Below are 19075 nucleotides of genomic sequence, written 5' to 3' on the forward strand. Positions count from 1 at the left end.
CGGCGGGCGCCGCCGGGGGATGGGCCGCGCCTGTAATCCTCCCTTATCATGCCGGGCGGTTTTGGATTGGAATATTTGTTGACATTTAATTCCAGTATGGAATAGGATGGGCTTGCTTCCACTTCCAAGTCGAGTCTTGCAATGGCTGACCTCTCCGGTCTCTCGCTAGCGTGCGCCGCGATGCTGCTGCGGACGAAAAAACTGTCGCCGCTCGAGTACGCCGCTGCTTGCCTGGACCGCATCCACCGATACGATGCGGGCCTGAATGCGTTTATCGGCACCGACGATGAAGGCGCGTTGCAGGCGGCGCGGGAAGCCGAGAGCGAGATCGCCCGGGGAAACTGGCGCGGCCCGCTGCACGGCATTCCTGTTGCGCTGAAGGACTTGTTCGACGTGGCCGGGCAGCGCACTTCGGCGCACTCCAGGCTGCGCATGGACCATGTCGCGAGCGCCGACGCCTCGGTGGTGGCCCGGCTACGCGCCGCGGGCGCCATCATCATCGGCAAGACGGCCCTGCATGAATTCGCGACGGGCGGGCCTTCCTTCGACCTGCCATGGCCGCCTGCGCGCAACCCCTGGAAGCGCACGCATCATCCCGGGGGATCCTCGAGCGGTTCCGGCGTGGCGGTTGCGGCGGGGTTTGTTCCCGTGGCGATCGGCACCGATACGGGCGGATCGGTGCGCAATCCCGCCACAGCCTGCGGCATAAGCGGAATGAAGCCCACCTATGGCGCCGTAAGCCGGACTGGCGTCTTCCCTTTGGCGTTCTCGCTCGATCATGTGGGTGTGCTGTCCCGCAATGTCCGGGACAACGCCCTTGTGCTGGAGGCGCTGCTGGGACGCGACCCAGGCGATCCTTCCAGCGTCGAACACCCGGCGCCCAAGGTTGGTGCCTCGCTGGACGGCGGCGTCAAGGGATTGCGTATCGGCGTCATCGACGAGTTCTGCGCCAACGCCAATAAAGAGATCCTGGACGCCTTTGCGCAAGCATGCCGGGTGCTCGAGCAACTGGGCGCCGAGCTGGTGCCGCTGCGTCTTTCGCCGCTCGCTGATTATGTGGACTGCGGCCGCCTGATTCTTCAGGCCGAGGCATTCGCCGTGCATGAGGCCTGGCTCCGGACGCGGATCGGCGATTACAGCCAGCGCGGGCGGACCCGCCTTTTGCCCGGCGCGTTCCTGAGTGCCGGCGACTATATCCGCGCCCAGCAGCTGCGCACCGTCCTCGTCCGGGAATACGCCGCGGCCATGGCGACTGTCGATGCGGCCGTGTGCGTTTCCAGCCTGGAACTGCCCTGCGCCATCGATGACGAAGCCGAGGTCGATCGAACCTACGATCGCCAGGCACGCACACCCTTCAACCTGACCGGAACGCCGGCCATTTCGGTGCCAATGGGGTTTGCGCAAAACGGGCTCCCCATCGGCCTCCAGGTGCTGGGCAAGGGATTCGACGAGGCCATGGTTTATCGGGTCGCCCAATCGTATGAGGCGGCCACCGATTGGCATTTGCGCCGTCCCGACCTGGACGCCGCGGCGCCGGCCGCATGAGTCCGGCGGGCTCCGCGCACCGGATGCGCCGATCCCAAAGTTTTATTGCTTCATAAAGAGAGTTCCCCATGCACCCACGTCAACGTATCGAATACAGCTCCCCCTTTAACAGGCCATCACTGAAGACAGATGATGGAACCAGGCTGATCATCTGGCCAGTGGTCAATATCGAGGAATGGGAAATCGAACGGCCCATGCCGCGCCATGCTTCACCCCCGCCCGGTGGCATTTCTTCCGACGTTCCCGACATGCCCAATTGGACATGGCACGAGTACGGCATGCGCGTCGGCTTCTGGCGCTTGCTGGAGGCTTTCCAGCAACGGGGGATACGGCCGACGATGTCGATCAATGCCAAGGTGTGCGAGACCAGCCCCGAGGTGGCCATGGCGGCGCGCGACGCGCAATGGGAGTTCATGGCGCATTGCTACGTGCAGATGTCCATACACAAGGTCCAGGACCAGGCAGCCATGATCGGCCAGTCGCTCGACGCGCTGGAGAAATTTCTTGGCCATCGGCCGCGCGGCTGGCTCGGACCCGGACGAACGCAGAAGCTCGATACGCTGGACCATATAGCGGCCGCGGGTTGCGACTGGTTCGGAGACTGGATACTGGACGATCAGCCGCTTTGGGTGAAGACCCAGTCGCGGCCTCTGGTCTCCATTCCCTACACCGTCGAAATCAACGACATCACCGTCATGGTCAGCGGCCAGCACGAGTCCGATGCCTTGCTGCGCCGGGCCAGCGACGCGTTTGAGCGTCTTTATGCCGAAAGCGAGGATTCCGTCCGCATCATGGCCTTTGGCGTGCATCCCTACGTCTCGGGCGCCGCGCACCGGATCCGCTACTTTGAAGAAATGCTGGATCTCTTTGCCGGGCGTGAAGGCGTTGCTTTCTGGAACGGCAACCAGATTTGCGACTGGTTCAAGGCGCAACAGCCGCTTTGAGGCGCTGGCTTGAGCTCAGGCCGGCATCCAAGCGTTTAGAAATCACTGATGTTTCGCTCACCCACCTCAAGGATACACACCATGAAAGAATACCTGCACACCATCCTGAAGGGCGCTTGCGCTTTTTCCATTTCCGTCCTTGCCGTCGGCGCCGCATATGCCCAGGAATATCCCAATCGTCCGATAAACATGATCGTGCCCTTCCCCGCCGGAAGCGCCACAGACACCGTCGCCCGCCTGATCGGGGGCAAGATGGCCGACAGCCTGAAGCAGACCGTGGTGATGGAGAACATCCCGGGCGCCAGCGGCACCATTGCGGCCGCTCGTGCGGCCCGTGCGAAGCCCGACGGCTACACCATCATGATCCATACCACCATCGCGCTATCGGCCTCGCTCTACAAGAACCTGTCCTACGATACGGCGACGGCCTTCGAGCCGATAGGCCTGGTGAATTCGGGACCCTATGTGATTGCGGCGAATGCGGACTATCCCGTCAAGGACGCCAAAGAGCTGATCGCCACGCTCAAGAAGGACGGCGATAAAGTCACAGTGTCCAACGCGGGCGTGGGCACCGGCTCCCACTTGTGCGCCATCATGTTGTCGCAAGCGCTTGACGTCAAGCCGACACTGGTCCCATACAAGAGCACCAACCTGGCTCTGCAGGATGTGATGGCCGGCCACGTCGACCTGCTGTGCGATCAGACCACCAACGCGTTCCCGCATCTGAACGGTGGCAAGATCAAGGCCTATGCCATTACCTCGCCGCAGCGCCATGAAAGCATCCCCGACATACCGACCACGCGTGAATTGGGCATCCCGGAGGTGGATATCTCGGTCTGGCACGGCGTCTATGCGCCCAAGGGTACGCCTGCTGAAATCGTCGACAAGCTGAACGCCGCGCTGCAAGTCGCGCTAGGCGACGCAGAGGTGCAAAAGCGGCTGGACTCCATGGGAACCTATCTGTTTCCCGCCGACCAGCGCAGCCCCCAGGCACATGGCAAACACTTGGCCAACGAACTCGATCGCTTCGGCAAGCTGGTCAAAGACGCGGATCTCCAATTGAATTGATGAGGAATCGCGCCGCGGATAGCCGGATCCCGCGGCGCGGCCGCCACAGGCGCCAAGCTGGCAATGCCGGCAAGGCGCCCGTTTGATCCGGCCCGGAATCAGGAGGTACGGCCATGACATCGGAATCCACAAACGAGGATATGGAAGCCAAGTTGCGGCAATTGGGCATTGCCGTTGTCCGGGAAGACATCCCATTCTTGCAGCGCTCATTCCTGCGGCAGCGGGAGCTTCTGCGCCGCCATGCAGAGCGGCTCAGCCCTGAAACAGAGCCCGCGCATGTCTTCAGGCCTTCGCCCTGAGGGTGGCCGGGCCATCCAGTGGCGCTCTTGGCATGCTGATGTATACGGTTTGATCTGCTGCGGCAGTGCAAGCCGGTTGGGTTGCGATGCATCCTTGGCGGCACCCCTCCTTTCGCAATACACTTTCCCCTATCCAAAGTCATTTTTCGACGCGCTGAGCGTCCGACCCGGCGCCGGCCGGGCGTCGCGCATGCCGACGCCGCCGAATATCCTGGAGTGCCGATGAACGCCTCGCTGCCGTTTGATCACCTGGTTCTGATGCTGCGCGATCGGCTGGTGGAGCAAGCGCCCGCCTTCGAAGCCGACGGCTATACGCTGACTGAATTATCCGTGCACAACCTTGGCTCGATGAATCGTCTGATAACGCTCGATAGCGCTTACATCGAATTGCTTGGCTGGCCGGCAGGGCAGCCGCCCGCCCGCAAGGAAATCGCCGACTCTCCAATGGGTCCCGAAGCGCTTGTGTTCCGGACGCCGGATGCACACGCAACGCATCGCCGGCTTCAGGAACTGGGCTTCAAGGTGAATCCGGTCGTCAGCCTCCAGCGGCCCATCAACGTCAACGGGCAGGCTCATACCGCTCGCTTCGAAACCGTCCGCTTTGCCGAACAGCCGATTGAAGGGTTTCGAGTATATTTTTGCCAGCACCTGACACCTGAACTGGTCTGGAATCCGGAATCGACCCGGCACGCGAACGGCGCCGTGGCGCTCGACAGGATCGTGCTGTGTTCCGCTCATGCCGGCCAGGCAGCGGGAGTCCTGGCTCGACTGGTCGACGCACCGCTGTCCGGAGCCGGGCCGGCTGCGTTCAAGATCACTTTGGATAATGTGGTTTTGGAAGTACGGCAACGCGTCGGCGCCACGGTGGCCACCATAGAGAGTGTTGCCCTGCGGCGACATGATGGCGAGGTCTGCGCTTTCGAAACCCATGTGCGGCCGCCTGAATCGGTGCTTGAATCGGTGAAAACGGCCCCGCTGTAGTCCCTCCCGCCCTTCATCCGATCAGGCGGCCGCATTTGCTTATGAAAAATATTTATTAAGTGCTTTCCGCTTATTAAATAAACTTTAAGCAACAATCGATATAAGGGAAACAGAAATGCGCAAATTTCATAATAAGTGGCTCTCTGCATTGGGCGCGGTCTGCGCCGCCGGCATGGTCGCTTTGTCCATGGGCGGCACCGCAGCCGCGGCAGACGACCATCCGCTGCGCCTGGTGCTTCCTTTCCCGCCTGGCGGCAGTACCGATATCGCGTCACGCATCATTCAGCCGAAACTGGCCGAGATTCTGGGGCTAACGGTTATTGTCGATAACCGGCCCGGCGCGGCCAGCCAGGTAGCGACGCAGCATGTTGCACGTTCGCGGCCCGATGGCAACACCTTGTTGATCAGTTTTGACAACCACTCCATCAATCCGATCATCAAGAAAGAGCTGCCCTACGATACCTTCAAGGACTTCCGGGGAATCACGTTCGCGCTTCGCTTCCCGCTCGTGATCGTGGCTTCCAAGAAAACCCCCGGCGACAACCTGAAGGAATTCATCTCCGCGGTCAAGAAAGACCCGCAGAAGTACAGTTATGCCTCGACCGGCTTGGGGTCATTGAACCACCTGGCGCCTGAAGACTTGAAGCGCAGGGCGGGCATCGAGAGCTTGCTCCACGTCCCGTATAGCGGCGGTGGACCGGCCGTTCAGTCATTGCTCAGCGAAATCAGCAGCGTGACCTTCCTTAGCTACGCCGCGCTGAAGTCGCACATCGCGGCCGGCACCTTGAAGGCGTTGGCCGTCACGGGCGAGAAGCGCCTGCCCGAGCTGCCCAATACGCCGACAGTCGCGGAATCGGGTTTCCCCGGCTTTGAGGCCTATTCCTGGATCGGCGTCTTCGCGCCCGCCGGAACGCCCGACGACGTGGCGAACAAATTGACCGACGCATTTCAAAAAGCGCTGAACGATCCGGGCGTCAAGAAGCAGCTGACCGGCCTGGGTTTCGAGGTCATGGCCACCGATGGTCCCACCGTTGAAAAATACGCGGTACAACAATACGAGCGGTGGGCGCAATTTGTGAAAGAGACCGGTCTGAAGCTGGAGTAAGAGGCCTGGCCCGTGGCCGATTGAAGCGGCTCTGTGTAGCGGGCTTGATGAATGCAGCATCCCCCGAAATGGGGGACTGCAAAAAAAATGGCCTCCGATGCAGGAGGCCATTTTTGCGGAAGTCCGCAGGAAAATCTGGTGCCGGTTAGAAGAGTCGAACTCCTGACCTTCGCATTACAAGTGCGCTGCTCTACCAACTGAGCTAAACCGGCGAACGCATAATTCTACAGGAATTTCATCGCGGCGTTTTCATTTCAGATCGAGGCCGGGGCGCCGGCCAGGGCGCGACGGAAGCGGCCGCTGTGCGTGGCCCCCGAAATGGGCTTGGCCCGCAACGAGGCCGGCCGCGCGATCTTCGTGGCCGATGGTAAGATCGTCGGGCAGGCGCCGCCCGAGCAATCTTTCAGCAAACCACGGCAAGAAAAAACCCGCAACCTCATGGGCCGGATTCCAGCGTCCTGAACCGGCTCCGATGGGCGCGGGGCCGTCTCTACAGGAAAACAGATCTATGAAGGTTCCCGTCAATCGCTTCAAGCAGGCCATCCGCGCGGGGCAGCACCAGCTGGGCCTATGGGTGTCGCTGGCGCATCCCTACAGCGCCGAGGTGGTCGCCGGCGCCGGATTCGACTGGCTGGTGTTCGACACCGAGCATTCGCCCAACGACGTGCAGACGGTGCTGGGGCAGTTGCAGGCCGCGGCGCCTTATCCCGTTTCCACCATGGTGCGGCCCAGCTGGAACGATCCCATTCAGCAGAAGCGCTATCTGGACATCGGCGCGCAGACCTTGCTGCTTCCCTACGTGCAAAATGCCCAGGAGGCCGAGCAGGCGGTGGCCGGCATGCGCTACCCCCCAGGGGGAATGCGGGGCGTGGGCGGTACCATGCGTGCCAGCGCATTCGGACGCAACGCCGATTACGTCCGCGAATGCCATGACGAACTCTGTCTTCTCGTGCAGGTCGAGACACAAGAAGGCCTGGACAATCTGGAAGCCATCGCTTCGGTCGACGGGGTGGATGGCGTGTTCATCGGCCCGGCCGATTTGTCGGCCAGCATGGGCTACCCCGGCGAACTGGCCCATCCCGAAGTGAAATCGGCGATCGAAGACGCCATACGCCGCGTCAGAGCCTGCGGCAAAGCGCCGGGCGTGCTGACCATCGACGAGGCCCTGGCGCGGCGCTATATGGATGCGGGCTCGCTGTTCACCGCGGTGGGCATGGATTTGTCCATACTTGCGCGCGAGGCGGACAAGCTGGCCGCCCGCTTCAGAACCTGACGCGGCTTGCGGCCAAAGCAAAAATCCCGTTGCGATGGCAACGGGATTTTTGCGTGGCAATGCCGGCTGGCTTGCCTACTGACGGCAGGAGCCCTCTATTTGACGATGGTCAGCCGCGGCGGTTTGGGATCGCCGGGCGCCGGGCCCGGTTTGCCTTCTGTGGCCTCGCTGTCGACAACCGCCTTGGGCGCGGCGCCGGATGGCTCTCCCGCCGGATGCGGCTGCGATTCCACGACGTCGAACCCCATGCCCGCACCGGTTTCGCGCGCATAGATGGCGGACACGGCGGCCACGGGCACATAGATCTGTTCGGTGACGCCGCCGAAGCGGGTCTGGAACTCGATGTAGTCATTGCCCAGCGTCAGGCGGTTGGTGGCCAGAGTGCCGATATTCAGCGTGATCTGGCCATCGTGGATATGCGCCGGGGGCACGACGGTATTGGCGTCGACCGTAACGACGATGTGAGGGGTGTAGCCGTTATCGGTGCACCACTCGTGCAGCGCGCGTATCAGGTAGGGCTTGGTAGAGGACTCTTGCATGGCTTGTCAGCGGCGCATGACCTTTTCGGAAGGCGTCAGCGCTTCAATATAGGCCGGGCGCGAGAAGATACGCTCGGCGTACTTCTGGATGGGGGCCGCGTTCTTGGGCAGTTCGATGCCGTAGTGGTCCAGGCGCCAAAGCAAAGGCGCGACGGCCACGTCCAGCATGGAAAATTCCTCGCCCAGCATGTACTTGTTTTTTAACAGCAGCGGAGCCAGTTGCGCAAGACGGTCGCGGATGTTCTGGCGGGCGACGTCCTGGGCGCGGGTGTCGGTGGAGCTGCGGTCTTCGAGCACGGAAACGTGTACGAACAGCTCTTTCTCGAAGTTGTACAGGAACAGGCGGGTGCGGGCGCGCATGACCGGATCGGCCGGCATGAGCTGCGGGTGCGGGAAGCGCTCGTCGATGTACTCGTTGATGATGTTGGACTCGTACAGGACCAGGTCGCGCTCGACCAGGATGGGCACCTGGCCGTAGGGATTCATGACCGCGATGTCTTCGGGCTTGTTGTACAGGTCGATGTCGCGGATTTCAAAATCCATGCCTTTTTCAAACAGCACAAAGCGGCAGCGTTGGGAGAACGGGCAAGTCGTTCCGGAATAGAGCACCATCATGTCGCGGATTCCAATCGTAGAAATAAGAACAAGAGCACGCACCGGAATGCGGCTCCGAAAAGGGAAATAGGCGTATCAAACTACGCCTATTTCTTGACCGGTAGCTGACACGCGGCGCCTGCCGGCGCTACCGGCTGTCAGCTTTACTTGACGTTCTTCCAGTAGGCGGCGTTCAGGCGCCAGGCCACCAGCAGGAAGAAGGACAGGAACAACAGGATCCAGACACCCATTTGCTTGCGTTGCAGCTGCATGGGTTCGGCCATCCAGCCCAGGAAGTTGCTGAGGTCGGCCACATTATTGTCGAAGGCGGCGATCTGCTTGGGGTCGGGCGAGGACAGCACCGCCTTGTCGACGCTCGAGCCTTCGTAATCCTTCAGGACTTCGGTCTTGATTTCGGAAAAACCCTGGGCATCGTACTTGGCGGTGTGGCGTTCCCATTGCGAGCTGCCATCGGCCTGGGCGACGTCATGGACGGTGACGTGTTCCAGCGAACGGGGGCCCTGCAGCTGCCACAGCACATTGGGCATGCCCACGCTGGGGAAGACCAGATTGTTCCAGCCCGTGGCCTTGGAGGTATCGCGGTAGAAGGTGCGCAGGAAGGTGTAGACGTAGTCGACGCCCGAGGGGCCCATGGTGGTGGACTTGGCGCGTGCAATGACCGACAGGTCGGGGGGGGCGGCGCCGAACCACTTCTTGGCGTCTTGGGGCGTCATGGCGATATGCATCAGGTCGCCCACCTTTTCGCCGGTGAACAGCAGGTTCTTCTTGATCTGTTCGTCGGTCAGGCCGATTTCGGCAAGCTTGTTGTAGCGCATGGACGAGGCGCTATGGCAGCCCAGGCAATAGTTGACGAACAGCTTGGCGCCGTTCTGCAGCGACGCCATGTCGTTGATGCGATCCGGCGCGTGATCGAGCTTGTAACCACCCCCTGCGGCGACCGAGACCCCGCAGACCAGTGATAACGCGATGGTACCTAGCAGCTTTTTAATCATGATTGTTCCGTAACGTATTGGTGGCCTTAGTGAGCATGAAACGTGACGCGGTCGGGTACTTGCTTGAAGGTACCCAGACGGCTCCAGATGGGCATCAGGAAGAAGAAGCCCAGGTAGATCACGGTTCCGATTTGGCTCATGAGGTTGAAGGTTGGATTAGGCGCTTGCGTGCCCAAATAACCCAACACCAGGAAGTTGACGATGAAAATAGCGTACAGGTACTTGTGCCAGGTGGGACGATAGCGGATCGACTTGACAGGCGAGTGGTCCAGCCATGGCAGGAAGAACAGGATGACCACGGCGCCGCCCATGGCGACCACGCCCCAGAACTTGGCGTCGATGGCGCGCAGCAGCACGGCGACCAGCAGCAGGACGACGGGCACCGCAATGCGCATGATGCCCTTCAGGTTGCCCTTCAGGAACAGCGCGATGGCCGCGATGACGGCGCCGGCGACCAGCACCCAGGTGAAGTCGGCCGTGGTGGCGCGCAGCATGGAATAGAAGGGCGTGAAGTACCAGACCGGCGCGATGTGCGGAGGCGTCTTCAGCGGATCGGCGGGAATGAAGTTGTTGTACTCCAGGAAGTATCCGCCCATTTCGGGGCCGAAGAAGATGATGGCGGCAAAGACGATGAGGAAGCCGGCCACGCCCATGATGTCATGCACCGAATAGTAGGGGTGGAACGGAATGCCGTCCACGGGATGGCCGTTGCGATCTTTGGGGCCTTGCTTGATTTCGACGCCGTCGGGGTTGTTGGAGCCCACTTCATGCAATGCAATGATGTGCGCGACCACCAGGCCGATGAGAACCAGCGGGATGGCGATGACGTGGAAGGCGAAGAAGCGGTTCAGCGTGGCATCGGATACCACGTAGTCGCCGCGGATCCAGATGGCCAGTTCGGGGCCGATGAACGGAATGGCCGAGAACAGGTTCACGATGACCTGGGCGCCCCAGTAGGACATCTGGCCCCAGGGCAGCAGGTAGCCGAAGAAGGCTTCGCCCATGAGACAGAGGAAGATGGCGACGCCGAAGATCCAGACCAGTTCGCGAGGCTTGCGGTACGAGCCGTAGAACAGGCCGCGCAGCATGTGCAGGTAGACGACCACGAAGAACATGGAGGCGCCGGTGGAGTGCATGTAGCGTATCAGCCAGCCCCATGGCACTTCGCGCATGATGTACTCGACCGATTCGAACGCCAGCTTGGCATCGGGCTTGTAGTTCATGACCAGGAAAATGCCGGTCACGATCTGGATGACCAGCACCAGCATTGCCAGCGACCCAAAGAAATACCAGAAATTGAAATTCTTGGGCGCATAGTATTCCGACATATGGTCTTTGAACAGACTGGTAAGCGGAAAACGCCTATCTATCCAGCCTAAAAGTCCTGTCGTCTCGACGGTTTTCTCGCCAGCCATGAAACGGCTCCTTATCTTATCTTACGGCGTATAACGGATTTCGGTTCGCGGGGCGCCCGGCAGGCGCCCGGTTCGGTGCATCAGGCCTTGTTGTTCTCGTCGACACCGATGGTGATATGGGTGCCATCGGCCGAGAACGTGTAGGGCGGCACTTCGAGGTTGTCGGGTGCGGGCTTGTTGCTGAACACCCGGCCGGCCAGGTCGAAGGTGGAGCCGTGGCAAGGGCAGTTGAAGCCGCCTTCCCAGTTGGCGGGAAGGCCTGGCTGGGGGCCGGGGGTGAAAGCCGGCGAGGGCGAGCAGCCCAGGTGCGTGCAGATGCCCACGCAGACGAAGAGCTCGGGCTTGCGCGAACGATACTCGTTTTTGGCGTATTCGGGAGTGAAGCCGGGGCGGTCGGAATTGGGATCGGCCAGTTCGGGGTCGTTGTCTTTCAGGTGCTCGAGCTGGCTGGGAGTGCGGTGCATGATCCAGACCGGCTTGCCCCGCCATTCGACCGTGATCATCTGGCCGGGTGCAATATTGGACACATCGACTTCGACCGGCGCTCCGGCGGCGCGCGCCTTCTCGGACGGCGCAAAGGAGCCCACGAAGGGAACGGCGGTGGCAACACCGGCCACACCGCCCACGGCACAGGCCGAAGCCACCCAGAAACGGCGTGAAGGATCGGGTGGAAGGTTGGGATCAACCGCGGCGGAATCGTCGAGCTGTGTCGTAATCTGGCTCATTCTAGTATCCTTATTCATGCCCGGGCGGGGCATACCAATTCACTGTTTTTTGGCTATGTACTATCTTATCAACCGCGTATTATAGCGTTAGCCCGCAGCCGGGTGTAACGGGAAAGGAAGAAGACATGAGCAAAGCACGGGGTTTCCTGCAAGAATTCCAAGAGTTCGCCGTCAGGGGCAACATGATCGATCTGGCTGTCGGCGTCATAATCGGCGCGGCATTCGGGAAAATCATCGATTCGCTGGTCAAAGACATCATCATGCCGCTCGTTGCCTTCATCGTGGGCGGCGAGGTCGATTTCACCAATCAGTTCTGGATATTGCGCGCGCCCGAAAACTATTCCGGTCCTGAAACCTACGATGCATTGACCAAGGCGGGGGCCGTCGTGCTGTCGTGGGGCAATTTCCTGACCATTTTCATCAATTTCATCTTGCTGGCCTTCGTGGTGTTCTGCCTGGTCAAGCTGGTGAATGCCGCGCGCAAGCGGGTGGCGCATCAGGAAGAGGCCGCCGTCGAAGCCGCTCCCGCTCCGCCTCCCGAAGATGTCGCGCTGCTGCGCGAGATCCGCGACCTGCTTAAAAAATAGCCGTCCGTTCAGATCGGGTTGTCGATGTCCACGAATTCCACCTTGATGCCGAACTCGTCGGCAACGGCCTGGCCAAGCGCCTGCACGCCATAGCGTTCGGTCGCATGGTGGCCCGCCCCGATGAAGGCCGTGCCCGTTTCCCGGGCAAGGTGGAAAGTGGGCTCGGAGGCCTCGCCGGTCAGATAGGCGTCGGCGCCCGCGTCCACCGCGGCTTGCATCATGCTTTGCGCGCCGCCCGTGCACCAGGCGATGCGGCGTATGGCCTGTTGTGTATTTCCCACAAGCAAGGGCCGGCGTTGTAAGGCATTGCAAATGCTGTTTCCAAGTTCATCCAGCGTCTTCGCCGGTTCGCAGCGGCCCAGCCACACCAGGCCGTCGGGTCCGCAGGTCACGGGATTTCCGTGTTCGTCGCGCTCGGGCTGAAAGCCCAGAACGCGCGCCAGCTGTGCGTTATTGCCCAGTACGGGGTGGGCATCCAGGGGCAGGTGGTAGGCGAAAATGTTCAGGTCGTGGCGCAGCGCAAGCGACAGCCGCTTGCGCTTGGGACCGCGCACACAAGGGTCCTCGTTCTTCCAAAACCAGCCGTGATGCACCAGGATCGCATCCGCCCCGCGCTCGATCGCGGTTTCCAGTAACGCCTGCGTAGCCGTAACTCCGGTGATAATGTGACGGACGGCGGACTTGCCTTCGACCTGCAATCCATTGGGGCAGTAATCCCTGAAACGCTGGGCTTGCAGGGTGGCATCGAGCCAGTCGGCCAATTGTTGCGTAGATACCTGATTCATCGCTGTCTTTTCCCTTATTGCCTTATGCGTCGATTGTGGTTGCTATTCGCCCAAACGGTAACAGTATGCCTGGGTATTTTATTCATCGTTGCAACCTTGCGCCCGGACTGGCTGCATTCGTCGCCGCCCGCGCCCCCGGCGGCTGTCGCGCCTCCATTGCAGGCGTCGTTCGCGGCCGCGGTGGCGCAGGCTACCCCGTCGGTGGTGAACGTCTATACCAGCAAGCATATCAATGTGCCGCTGGTGCCGTTGCCTTCCGACCCCGAGCTTGAACGCCTGTTCCGCGACATCCCCGGCTTCAGCCGGCGCAAGGAATCCACCAACCTGGGTTCGGGCGTCATTGTGCGCGCCGACGGCTATATATTGACCAACTACCACGTCATCGAAGCGGCCGACGCCATCGAGGTGGCGCTGAGCGACGGACGTCAGACGCGCGCCGAGCTGGTGGGCGCGGATCCCGAAAGCGACCTTGCCGTGCTGAAGATCGACCTTCCCGACCTGCGGGCCATCGGATTCAACGGCGAACATCAGGTCCGCACGGGCGACGTGGTGCTGGCCATCGGCAACCCCTTCGGGGTCGGGCAGACCACCACCATGGGCATCGTGTCGGCGCTGGGACGCAATCGCCTGGGCATCAATATCTACGAGAACTTCATCCAGACGGATGCCGCCATCAATCCCGGCAACTCGGGGGGAGCCCTGATCGACACCACGGGCCGGCTGGTGGGCATCAACACGGCGATCTATTCCGAAACCGGCGGATCGCTGGGCATAGGATTCGCCATCCCGGCGCGGGCCGCGCACAACATCATGGACCAGATCATCAAGACGGGCACGGTGACCCGCGGCTGGCTGGGCATAGAGCCCCAGGACATCACGCCGGATCTGGCCAGGGCCTTCAACCTGAAGCAGAGCGACGGCGTGATCATCGCCAGCGTCCTGCGCAACGGTCCCGCCTGGCGCGCCGGCATCCGGGTGGGCGACATCGTGCTGAAGCTGAACGACCAGACGGTCTACGATTCCATCGGATTCCTGAATCAGATCGCGCCGCTGCCCCCGCGCCAGACGATTACGCTGACCATCGTGCGCGAGGGCAAGAAACGGGATCTGGACGTTCAGGTCGGCATGCGGCCGCGCATCCGCAAGCCCTGACGGGGTACGGGCAGCGCGGAACCCGGCATCGAGCCGGTTCCAAAAAACGGCAAGGCCCCGGGGTAAGCGGGGCCTTGCCGTTTTTGGCCGGACCGGAAGGTTCCGGGCCAGGCGTCAGTCGTTGCGCGGCGCGATTTCGTCGGTATCCAGGTCTTCGTCGGATTCGTCGTCGTCCCGCGCCTGTGCTTCCTGCTTCTTGAGGCTGCTGGCCACCAGCACGCCCAGCTCGAACAGCAGGCACAGGGGCACGGCCAGCATGAACTGGCTGACCACGTCGGGCGGCGTCACGACCGCGGCGATGATGAAGGCGCCGACGATGACGTAGCCGCGCGCGGACCGCAGCTTCTGCACGGTGACGATGCCGCTTTTCACCAGCAGGATGACCGCGATGGGCACTTCGAAGGTCACGCCGAAGGCAATGAACATGGTCATGACGAAGCTGAGATAGGCTTCGATGTCCGGCGCGGGGGTAATCGATTCGGGCGCGAAGTTGGCAATGAAGTGAAAGACCGTGCCGAACACCACGAAATAGCAGAACGCCATGCCCATCAGGAAGAGCAGCGTGCTGGATGCGATCAGCGGCAGCGCCAGCCTTTGCTCGTGCCGGTACAGGCCGGGCGCGACGAAGGCCCAGGCCTGGTACAGGACCACGGGCAGCGCCAGCACGAAGGATGCCAGCAGGGTGACCTTGACGGGCACCATGAACGGGGTGATCACGCCGGTGGCGATCATGCGCGTGCCCTCGGGAAGCGAGGCCAGCATGGGCTGGGCCAGCATGTCGTAGATGGCGGACGGCCCGGGGTAGATGAACAGGACCACGAAAACGGCCAGCACGGCCACCACGGCCCGCAGCAGGCGGGTGCGCAGTTCGACAAGGTGGGAAATGAACGTGTCTTGGGAAGCGTCTTGTGTCACGTGGGCGCCCCTGGTTTGGTCTTGCCGGTGTCGGTGCTGTCGGTGTTTTCGGTGAAGCCGGGCAGGGGAAGCGACGTAGCCGCCTCGTCCCGCGGCTGGTCGGCGCCGGCGGGCGCGGGCGCCTGGTCCGTTTCCGCCTTGGCGGTGTCGACCAGGGTTTCGACCGACGCCGAGGCGTCCTTGAGCGCCTGCTGGGCTTCGTCCAGCGGCTTGCGCAGGCTGTCGGTGGCGTCGCGCATGGAAGACTTGACCGAATTGGCGGCTTCTTCCATCTGGCCCTTCAGGTTGTTCAGCTCGTCCAGATCCATTTCGCGCTGGATGTCGGTCTTGACGTCGCTGACGTAGCGCTGGGCGCGCCCGACCAGGTGCCCGATGGTGCGGGCGACCTTGGGCAGGCGCTGGGGCCCGATGACGATCAGCGCGATGACGCCGATCAGCATAAGCTCACTAAAGCTGACGTCGAACATGAGTAAGGAATCCGATTAAAGAGAAGAGGTCATGGGGAAATGCAGCCCTCTTTCTCAGACGTCGGTCTTCTCTTTGGCCTGGACGTCGATTGTTTCGTCGTCTTGAACGCGCTGGGTGACGGATTCGGGCTTCTTTTCCTCGGATGCGTCGCGCATGCCTTTCTTGAAGCCCTTCACGGCGCCGCCCAGGTCTTCACCCATGTTGCGGATTTTCTTGGTGCCGAACACCAAAGCGACAATGACCAGGACGATAAGCCAGTGCCAAATGCTGAAACTACCCATGATACGGTCTCCGTTAGGCGGCGGGTGCCGCGCGTTTGTCCCAGGGGCGCGGGCCCCCGATAATATGAAAATGCAGGTGGGCGATTTCCTGCCCGCCTTCGACGCCTGTATTGACGACTAGCCTGAAACCGCCATCCGGCCCCGGTGTGCAGCCATTATCGTGCGCCAATTTGGGTGCCAGGGCCATCATTCTACCCAACCATTGGGCATCTTGCGGGCCAATATCCTGCATGGATACAACATGGCGTTTCGGTATCAATAGCAAGTGTACGGGAGCGGCGGGGTTTATGTCGTGAAAAGCGAAGAAATCCTCGTCTTCGTACACTTTCTTCGAGGGTATCTCGCCCTTGGCTATTTTGCAGAACAGGCAGTTGTCGCTCATGAAAGCCTCGTCAATGGTGTTTCAGGATTCGGACCGGCTGGCTTTCTCGGCCAGGCCGGACACGCCTTCGCGGCGCGCCAGTTCCGCCAGCACCTGCTCGGGCCGCAGCCCGTAATGGGCCAGCGCCACCATGCAGTGGAACCAGAGATCGGCGGTTTCCGCCACGATGCGCTCGGGCGTGTTGTCCTTGGCGGCCATGACCAGTTCCGTGGCCTCTTCGCCGATCTTCTTCAGGAAGGCGTCGGGGCCGCGCGCCAGCAGCTTGGCGGTGTATGAACCTGCAGGGTCGCCGCCGTTCGCCGGCAGGCGCGATTCCAGCGTATCGGCCAGCCGGGCCAGGATGGTGCACGTGTCTTGCGGATTCATTTGTATATCAGCTCGGGGTCTTTCAGGACGGGGTCGACGGCCGTCCATACGGCCTCCCCGGCCGCCCCGTCCAGGCGCCGGAAGAAGCAGCTTGCGCGGCCGGTATGGCAGGCGATGCCGCCCTCTTGCCTGACCTTGAGCAGGATGACGTCGCCGTCGCAGTCCAGGCGTATTTCATGCACCACCTGCACATGGCCGGACTCTTCGCCCTTGCGCCACAGGCGCCCGCGCGAACGCGACCAGTACACGGCGCGCCCGGTGGCGATGGTCTCTTCCAGCGACTCGGCGTTCATCCAGGCCACCATGAGGATGTTGCCCGTATCGTAGTCCTGGGCGATGGCCGGCAGCAGGCCGCTTTCGTCGAAATGGATGGCGTCCAGCCAGGTGGTTTCTTGCGTCATGCCGTCAATCGTACCTTAATGCCCTGGCCCGCCATGAATTCCTTGGCCTGCCGGACCGTGTACTCGCCGTAATGGAAGATGCTGGCCGCCAGGACCGCGCTGGCGCGGCCGGTCGTGACGCCGTCGGCCAGGTGCTGAAGATTGCCCACGCCGCCCGAGGCGATGACAGGAACCGCGACGGCGTCGGACACCGCGCGCGTCAGCTCAAGGTCGAAGCCCGACTTGGTGCCGTCGCGGTCCATGCTGGTCAGCAGCAGTTCGCCGGCGCCGTATTCGGCCATCCTGCGGGCCCATTCCACGGCGTCGATGCCGGTGGCCTTGCGCCCGCCATGGGTGAAGATCTCCCACCGGGCGGGTTCGCCCGCTACGGACACGCGGCGCGCGTCGATGGCCACGACGATGCATTGCGAACCGTGGTAGTCGGCTGCCTGGCGAACCAGATCGGGGTTGGCCACGGCCGCGCTGTTCATGGAAACCTTGTCGGCGCCGGCGTTGAGCAGGCGCTGCACGTCGGATACCTGGCGCACGCCTCCGCCCACGGTCAGCGGGATGAAGACCTGCCTGGCCACCGATTCGATGATGGGCAGGATCAGGTCGCGCTCGTCGCTGGTGGCCGTGATGTCCAGAAAGGTGAGCTCGTCGGCGCCTTGTTCGTTGTAGCGCTGGGCGATCTCGACCGGATCGCCGGCATCGACCAGGTCGACGAAGTTGATGCCCTTGACCACACGGCCGGCCGTGACATCCAGGCAGGGGATGATGCGGCGCGTCAGTTCGGTGTCGGCCAGTGCCGCGGGGTTTTGCGTCATGTCGTTCCGAGCTCGTCGGCCATGTCTTGCGCGGCGGCGAAGTCCAGGGTGCCTTCATACAGGCTGCGGCCCAGGATGGCGCCTTCAACGCCTTCGTCCTCGACGGCGCACAGCGCTTCGATGTCGCGCAGGTCGGTCACGCCGCCCGAGGCGATGATGGGGATGTTGACGTGCTGCGCCAGCTTGACGGTGGCTTCTATGTTGACGCCGGACAGCATGCCGTCGCGGCCGATGTCGGTATAGACGATGGCTTCGCAGCCGTAATCCTCGAATTTGCGGGCCAGGTCCAGCACATCGTGGCGCGTGAGTTTGCTCCAGCCGTCGGTGGCGACCTTGCCGTCGCGCGCGTCCAGGCCGACGATGATGTTGCCGGGAAAGGCGCTGCAGGCGTCGCGCAGGAAACCGGGATCCTTGACCGCCGCCGTGCCGATGATGACATAGGATATGCCTGCGTCCAGATAGCGTTCGATGGTGTCCAGATCGCGTATGCCGCCGCCTATCTGTACCGGGATGTCGTCGGCCACCGCCTTGATGATGGACTTGATGGCCGCTTCGTTCTTGGGTTTGCCGGCTACGGCGCCATTCAGGTCGACCAGGTGCAGGCGCCGGGCTCCCTGTTCGAGCCACTGCGTGGCCATGGCCGCGGGGTCGTCGGAAAAAATGGTGGCGTCGTCCAGATCGCCCTGGCGCAGGCGCACGCAACGCCCGTCTTTGAGATCGATGGCGGGGATGAGTAGCATGATGTTATGGATTCCAATCAACAAAATTCCGATACAGTCGCAAACCATGGTCGGCGCTTTTCTCGGGATGGAACTGTACTGCGAAAATGTTAGCCGCTGCCACGGCACAGGTAAAGCTCGCTCCGTAGTGGCTTACCCCAACAGTGAGCGCCGGATCGGCCGGTTCGGCATAGTAGCTGTGCACAAAGTAGAAATGCGCCTGATCGGGTATGCCTTGCCATAATGCGTGGCTGCGCGTCTGTTGCACGCGGTTCCAGCCCATGTGGGGAACCTTCAGCCGCTCCTGTCCGGCGATGTCCTGCGCGGCGCTGCCCGCATACTGCGGGCCCGCGAAGCGCTTCACGCGGCCGGGGAAGATGTCCAGGCAGGGCACATGGCCTTCTTCGCTTTCGGTAAACAGCATCTGTTCGCCCACGCAAACGCCCAGCAGGGGCTTGTTGCGGGCGGCACGGACAACGGCTTCGCGCAGTCCCGACTTGTTCAGCGTGCGCATGCAGTCGGGCATGGCGCCCTGCCCGGGAAACACCACGCGCGAGGCGCGGTCGACGTCTTGCGCCTCGCGGCAGATTCGGATGTCGGCGTCGGGCGCGGCCGCTTGCAGCGCGCGCGCCACGGAATGGAAATTGCCCATGCCGTAGTCAACGATGGCGATAGTATTCACGGTAATCAGCCGTTGAGGGTTGTGTGGATA

25 protein-coding genes and 1 tRNA gene are annotated in these 19075 nt (G+C 62.1%); 10 read left to right on the forward strand and 16 right to left on the reverse strand.

From position 1 onward, the window contains the following. Nucleotides 1–141: 141 nt before the first annotated feature. The 6 genes from OEG81_RS00605 (at nucleotide 142) to OEG81_RS00630 (ending at nucleotide 5942) form a co-directional block, all read left to right on the forward strand. Nucleotides 142–1545 (forward strand): amidase, encoded by a 1404-nt coding sequence (locus tag OEG81_RS00605; protein ID WP_264130751.1) that lies wholly within the window; start codon nucleotides 142–144, stop codon nucleotides 1543–1545. 68 nt (nucleotides 1546–1613) lie between these two features. After that, nucleotides 1614–2489 carry a polysaccharide deacetylase family protein gene (locus OEG81_RS00610; protein ID WP_264130752.1) on the forward strand — a complete coding sequence of 292 codons (876 nt, stop codon included), beginning with the start codon at nucleotides 1614–1616 and terminating at the stop codon, nucleotides 2487–2489. Between the two features lie 81 nt (nucleotides 2490–2570). After that, the gene (locus OEG81_RS00615) at nucleotides 2571–3557 is read left to right on the forward strand and encodes a Bug family tripartite tricarboxylate transporter substrate binding protein (RefSeq protein WP_264130753.1); all 987 of its coding nucleotides are present in this window, start codon (nucleotides 2571–2573) and stop codon (nucleotides 3555–3557) included. A 113-nt stretch (nucleotides 3558–3670) separates the two neighbouring features. After that, nucleotides 3671–3856: a hypothetical protein gene (locus OEG81_RS00620; RefSeq protein ID WP_264130754.1), complete on the forward strand. Its 186-nt coding sequence runs from the start codon at nucleotides 3671–3673 to the stop codon at nucleotides 3854–3856. Between the two features lie 222 nt (nucleotides 3857–4078). After that, nucleotides 4079–4837 (forward strand): VOC family protein, encoded by a 759-nt coding sequence (locus OEG81_RS00625; RefSeq protein ID WP_264130755.1) that lies wholly within the window; start codon nucleotides 4079–4081, stop codon nucleotides 4835–4837. Between the two features lie 115 nt (nucleotides 4838–4952). After that, on the forward strand, nucleotides 4953–5942 hold the full coding sequence (locus OEG81_RS00630) for a Bug family tripartite tricarboxylate transporter substrate binding protein (protein WP_412034092.1): 990 nt from the start codon (nucleotides 4953–4955) through the stop codon (nucleotides 5940–5942). 136 nt (nucleotides 5943–6078) lie between these two features. On the opposite strand, the gene OEG81_RS00635 is transcribed toward OEG81_RS00630, so the two are convergent. Beyond that, nucleotides 6079–6154: transfer RNA gene (locus OEG81_RS00635), tRNA-Thr, on the reverse strand. 112 nt (nucleotides 6155–6266) lie between these two features. On the opposite strand from OEG81_RS00635, the gene OEG81_RS00640 reads away from it, so the two are divergent. Beyond that, complete coding sequence (locus OEG81_RS00640) at nucleotides 6267–6404, forward strand: hypothetical protein (RefSeq protein WP_264130756.1); 138 nt, start codon at nucleotides 6267–6269, stop codon at nucleotides 6402–6404. 46 nt (nucleotides 6405–6450) lie between these two features. Next, nucleotides 6451–7215, forward strand: coding sequence for an aldolase/citrate lyase family protein (locus tag OEG81_RS00645; RefSeq protein ID WP_264130757.1), 765 nt, complete (start codon nucleotides 6451–6453; stop codon nucleotides 7213–7215). 95 nt (nucleotides 7216–7310) lie between these two features. Here the strand turns inward: OEG81_RS00645 and OEG81_RS00650 are convergent, their stop codons facing one another. The 5 genes from OEG81_RS00650 to petA all read right to left on the reverse strand — a co-directional run bounded on the left by OEG81_RS00650 (nucleotide 7311) and on the right by petA (nucleotide 11501). Further along, on the reverse strand, nucleotides 7311–7754 hold the full coding sequence (locus tag OEG81_RS00650; protein ID WP_264130758.1) for a ClpXP protease specificity-enhancing factor: 444 nt from the start codon (nucleotides 7752–7754) through the stop codon (nucleotides 7311–7313). 6 nt (nucleotides 7755–7760) lie between these two features. Then, complete coding sequence (locus OEG81_RS00655; RefSeq protein WP_264130759.1) at nucleotides 7761–8369, reverse strand: glutathione S-transferase N-terminal domain-containing protein; 609 nt, start codon at nucleotides 8367–8369, stop codon at nucleotides 7761–7763. A gap of 143 nt (nucleotides 8370–8512) precedes the next feature. Further along, entirely contained in the window at nucleotides 8513–9361 is an 849-nt protein-coding gene (locus tag OEG81_RS00660; protein ID WP_264130761.1) for a cytochrome c1, read from the reverse strand. A 26-nt stretch (nucleotides 9362–9387) separates the two neighbouring features. Continuing rightward, nucleotides 9388–10776 carry a cytochrome b gene (locus OEG81_RS00665; protein ID WP_264130762.1) on the reverse strand — a complete coding sequence of 463 codons (1389 nt, stop codon included), beginning with the start codon at nucleotides 10774–10776 and terminating at the stop codon, nucleotides 9388–9390. Between the two features lie 80 nt (nucleotides 10777–10856). Beyond that, on the reverse strand, nucleotides 10857–11501 hold the full coding sequence (gene petA / locus OEG81_RS00670; protein ID WP_264130763.1) for a ubiquinol-cytochrome c reductase iron-sulfur subunit: 645 nt from the start codon (nucleotides 11499–11501) through the stop codon (nucleotides 10857–10859). A 125-nt stretch (nucleotides 11502–11626) separates the two neighbouring features. Between petA and mscL the strand changes: the two genes are divergently transcribed. Next, nucleotides 11627–12088 (forward strand): large conductance mechanosensitive channel protein MscL, encoded by a 462-nt coding sequence (gene mscL, locus OEG81_RS00675; protein ID WP_264130764.1) that lies wholly within the window; start codon nucleotides 11627–11629, stop codon nucleotides 12086–12088. Between the two features lie 8 nt (nucleotides 12089–12096). Here mscL and OEG81_RS00680 read toward each other — a convergent pair whose 3' ends face one another. After that, nucleotides 12097–12873 carry a Nif3-like dinuclear metal center hexameric protein gene (locus OEG81_RS00680; protein ID WP_264130765.1) on the reverse strand — a complete coding sequence of 259 codons (777 nt, stop codon included), beginning with the start codon at nucleotides 12871–12873 and terminating at the stop codon, nucleotides 12097–12099. A gap of 24 nt (nucleotides 12874–12897) precedes the next feature. Between OEG81_RS00680 and OEG81_RS00685 the strand changes: the two genes are divergently transcribed. Further along, the gene (locus OEG81_RS00685) at nucleotides 12898–14025 is read left to right on the forward strand and encodes a S1C family serine protease (protein WP_264130766.1); all 1128 of its coding nucleotides are present in this window, start codon (nucleotides 12898–12900) and stop codon (nucleotides 14023–14025) included. Between the two features lie 114 nt (nucleotides 14026–14139). Here OEG81_RS00685 and tatC read toward each other — a convergent pair whose 3' ends face one another. From tatC to hisH, 9 genes are read right to left on the reverse strand one after another with little or no spacing between them, the layout of a single operon-like run. Further along, a complete protein-coding gene (gene tatC, locus OEG81_RS00690; RefSeq protein ID WP_264130767.1) occupies nucleotides 14140–14940 on the reverse strand; it encodes a twin-arginine translocase subunit TatC in 801 nt (266 codons plus the stop codon). After that, a complete protein-coding gene (gene tatB, locus OEG81_RS00695; protein WP_264130768.1) occupies nucleotides 14937–15407 on the reverse strand; it encodes a Sec-independent protein translocase protein TatB in 471 nt (156 codons plus the stop codon). The genes tatC and tatB overlap by 4 nt, the downstream gene beginning before the upstream one ends. A gap of 54 nt (nucleotides 15408–15461) precedes the next feature. Beyond that, a complete protein-coding gene (tatA, locus tag OEG81_RS00700) occupies nucleotides 15462–15689 on the reverse strand; it encodes a Sec-independent protein translocase subunit TatA (RefSeq protein WP_264130769.1) in 228 nt (75 codons plus the stop codon). 13 nt (nucleotides 15690–15702) lie between these two features. Next, a complete protein-coding gene (locus OEG81_RS00705; protein ID WP_264130770.1) occupies nucleotides 15703–16071 on the reverse strand; it encodes a histidine triad nucleotide-binding protein in 369 nt (122 codons plus the stop codon). Between the two features lie 21 nt (nucleotides 16072–16092). Further along, nucleotides 16093–16437, reverse strand: a complete 345-nt coding sequence (locus OEG81_RS00710; RefSeq protein ID WP_264130771.1) for a phosphoribosyl-ATP diphosphatase — start codon at nucleotides 16435–16437, stop codon at nucleotides 16093–16095. Next, nucleotides 16434–16838, reverse strand: coding sequence for a phosphoribosyl-AMP cyclohydrolase (gene hisI / locus OEG81_RS00715; RefSeq protein ID WP_264130772.1), 405 nt, complete (start codon nucleotides 16836–16838; stop codon nucleotides 16434–16436). The genes OEG81_RS00710 and hisI overlap by 4 nt, the downstream gene beginning before the upstream one ends. Continuing rightward, the gene (gene hisF, locus OEG81_RS00720; protein WP_264130773.1) at nucleotides 16835–17644 is read right to left on the reverse strand and encodes an imidazole glycerol phosphate synthase subunit HisF; all 810 of its coding nucleotides are present in this window, start codon (nucleotides 17642–17644) and stop codon (nucleotides 16835–16837) included. Before hisF ends, hisI begins: the two co-directional genes overlap by 4 nt. After that, on the reverse strand, nucleotides 17641–18384 hold the full coding sequence (hisA, locus tag OEG81_RS00725) for a 1-(5-phosphoribosyl)-5-[(5-phosphoribosylamino)methylideneamino]imidazole-4-carboxamide isomerase (protein ID WP_264130774.1): 744 nt from the start codon (nucleotides 18382–18384) through the stop codon (nucleotides 17641–17643). The genes hisF and hisA overlap by 4 nt, the downstream gene beginning before the upstream one ends. Nucleotides 18385–18388: 4 nt before the next feature. Then, nucleotides 18389–19045 (reverse strand): imidazole glycerol phosphate synthase subunit HisH, encoded by a 657-nt coding sequence (gene hisH / locus OEG81_RS00730; protein ID WP_264130775.1) that lies wholly within the window; start codon nucleotides 19043–19045, stop codon nucleotides 18389–18391. Nucleotides 19046–19075 lie beyond the last annotated feature (30 nt).

Origin of the sequence: Pollutimonas sp. M17 (assembly GCF_025836975.1) — a bacterium.
Taxonomy (GTDB): domain Bacteria; phylum Pseudomonadota; class Gammaproteobacteria; order Burkholderiales; family Burkholderiaceae_B.

What these genes read in the sequence shown, in the direction of transcription:
- OEG81_RS00655 (WP_264130759.1), bottom strand. Translation starts at nt 8,369, where the DNA reads ATGATGGTGCTCTATTCCGGAACGACTTGCCCGTTCTCCCAACGCTGC.
- tatB (WP_264130768.1), bottom strand. Translation starts at nt 15,407, where the DNA reads ATGTTCGACGTCAGCTTTAGTGAGCTTATGCTGATCGGCGTCATCGCG.
- OEG81_RS00710 (WP_264130771.1), bottom strand. Translation starts at nt 16,437, where the DNA reads ATGAATCCGCAAGACACGTGCACCATCCTGGCCCGGCTGGCCGATACG.
- mscL (WP_264130764.1), top strand. Translation starts at nt 11,627, where the DNA reads ATGAGCAAAGCACGGGGTTTCCTGCAAGAATTCCAAGAGTTCGCCGTC.
- OEG81_RS00650 (WP_264130758.1), bottom strand. Translation starts at nt 7,754, where the DNA reads ATGCAAGAGTCCTCTACCAAGCCCTACCTGATACGCGCGCTGCACGAG.
- hisI (WP_264130772.1), bottom strand. Translation starts at nt 16,838, where the DNA reads ATGACGCAAGAAACCACCTGGCTGGACGCCATCCATTTCGACGAAAGC.
- OEG81_RS00660 (WP_264130761.1), bottom strand. Translation starts at nt 9,361, where the DNA reads ATGATTAAAAAGCTGCTAGGTACCATCGCGTTATCACTGGTCTGCGGG.
- OEG81_RS00645 (WP_264130757.1), top strand. Translation starts at nt 6,451, where the DNA reads ATGAAGGTTCCCGTCAATCGCTTCAAGCAGGCCATCCGCGCGGGGCAG.
- OEG81_RS00685 (WP_264130766.1), top strand. Translation starts at nt 12,898, where the DNA reads ATGCGTCGATTGTGGTTGCTATTCGCCCAAACGGTAACAGTATGCCTG.
- OEG81_RS00665 (WP_264130762.1), bottom strand. Translation starts at nt 10,776, where the DNA reads ATGGCTGGCGAGAAAACCGTCGAGACGACAGGACTTTTAGGCTGGATA.
- OEG81_RS00610 (WP_264130752.1), top strand. Translation starts at nt 1,614, where the DNA reads ATGCACCCACGTCAACGTATCGAATACAGCTCCCCCTTTAACAGGCCA.
- OEG81_RS00625 (WP_264130755.1), top strand. Translation starts at nt 4,079, where the DNA reads ATGAACGCCTCGCTGCCGTTTGATCACCTGGTTCTGATGCTGCGCGAT.
- hisF (WP_264130773.1), bottom strand. Translation starts at nt 17,644, where the DNA reads ATGACGCAAAACCCCGCGGCACTGGCCGACACCGAACTGACGCGCCGC.
- OEG81_RS00615 (WP_264130753.1), top strand. Translation starts at nt 2,571, where the DNA reads ATGAAAGAATACCTGCACACCATCCTGAAGGGCGCTTGCGCTTTTTCC.
- tatA (WP_264130769.1), bottom strand. Translation starts at nt 15,689, where the DNA reads ATGGGTAGTTTCAGCATTTGGCACTGGCTTATCGTCCTGGTCATTGTC.
- OEG81_RS00605 (WP_264130751.1), top strand. Translation starts at nt 142, where the DNA reads ATGGCTGACCTCTCCGGTCTCTCGCTAGCGTGCGCCGCGATGCTGCTG.
- OEG81_RS00680 (WP_264130765.1), bottom strand. Translation starts at nt 12,873, where the DNA reads ATGAATCAGGTATCTACGCAACAATTGGCCGACTGGCTCGATGCCACC.
- OEG81_RS00620 (WP_264130754.1), top strand. Translation starts at nt 3,671, where the DNA reads ATGACATCGGAATCCACAAACGAGGATATGGAAGCCAAGTTGCGGCAA.
- OEG81_RS00630 (WP_412034092.1), top strand. Translation starts at nt 4,953, where the DNA reads ATGCGCAAATTTCATAATAAGTGGCTCTCTGCATTGGGCGCGGTCTGC.
- OEG81_RS00705 (WP_264130770.1), bottom strand. Translation starts at nt 16,071, where the DNA reads ATGAGCGACAACTGCCTGTTCTGCAAAATAGCCAAGGGCGAGATACCC.
- petA (WP_264130763.1), bottom strand. Translation starts at nt 11,501, where the DNA reads ATGAGCCAGATTACGACACAGCTCGACGATTCCGCCGCGGTTGATCCC.
- hisA (WP_264130774.1), bottom strand. Translation starts at nt 18,384, where the DNA reads ATGCTACTCATCCCCGCCATCGATCTCAAAGACGGGCGTTGCGTGCGC.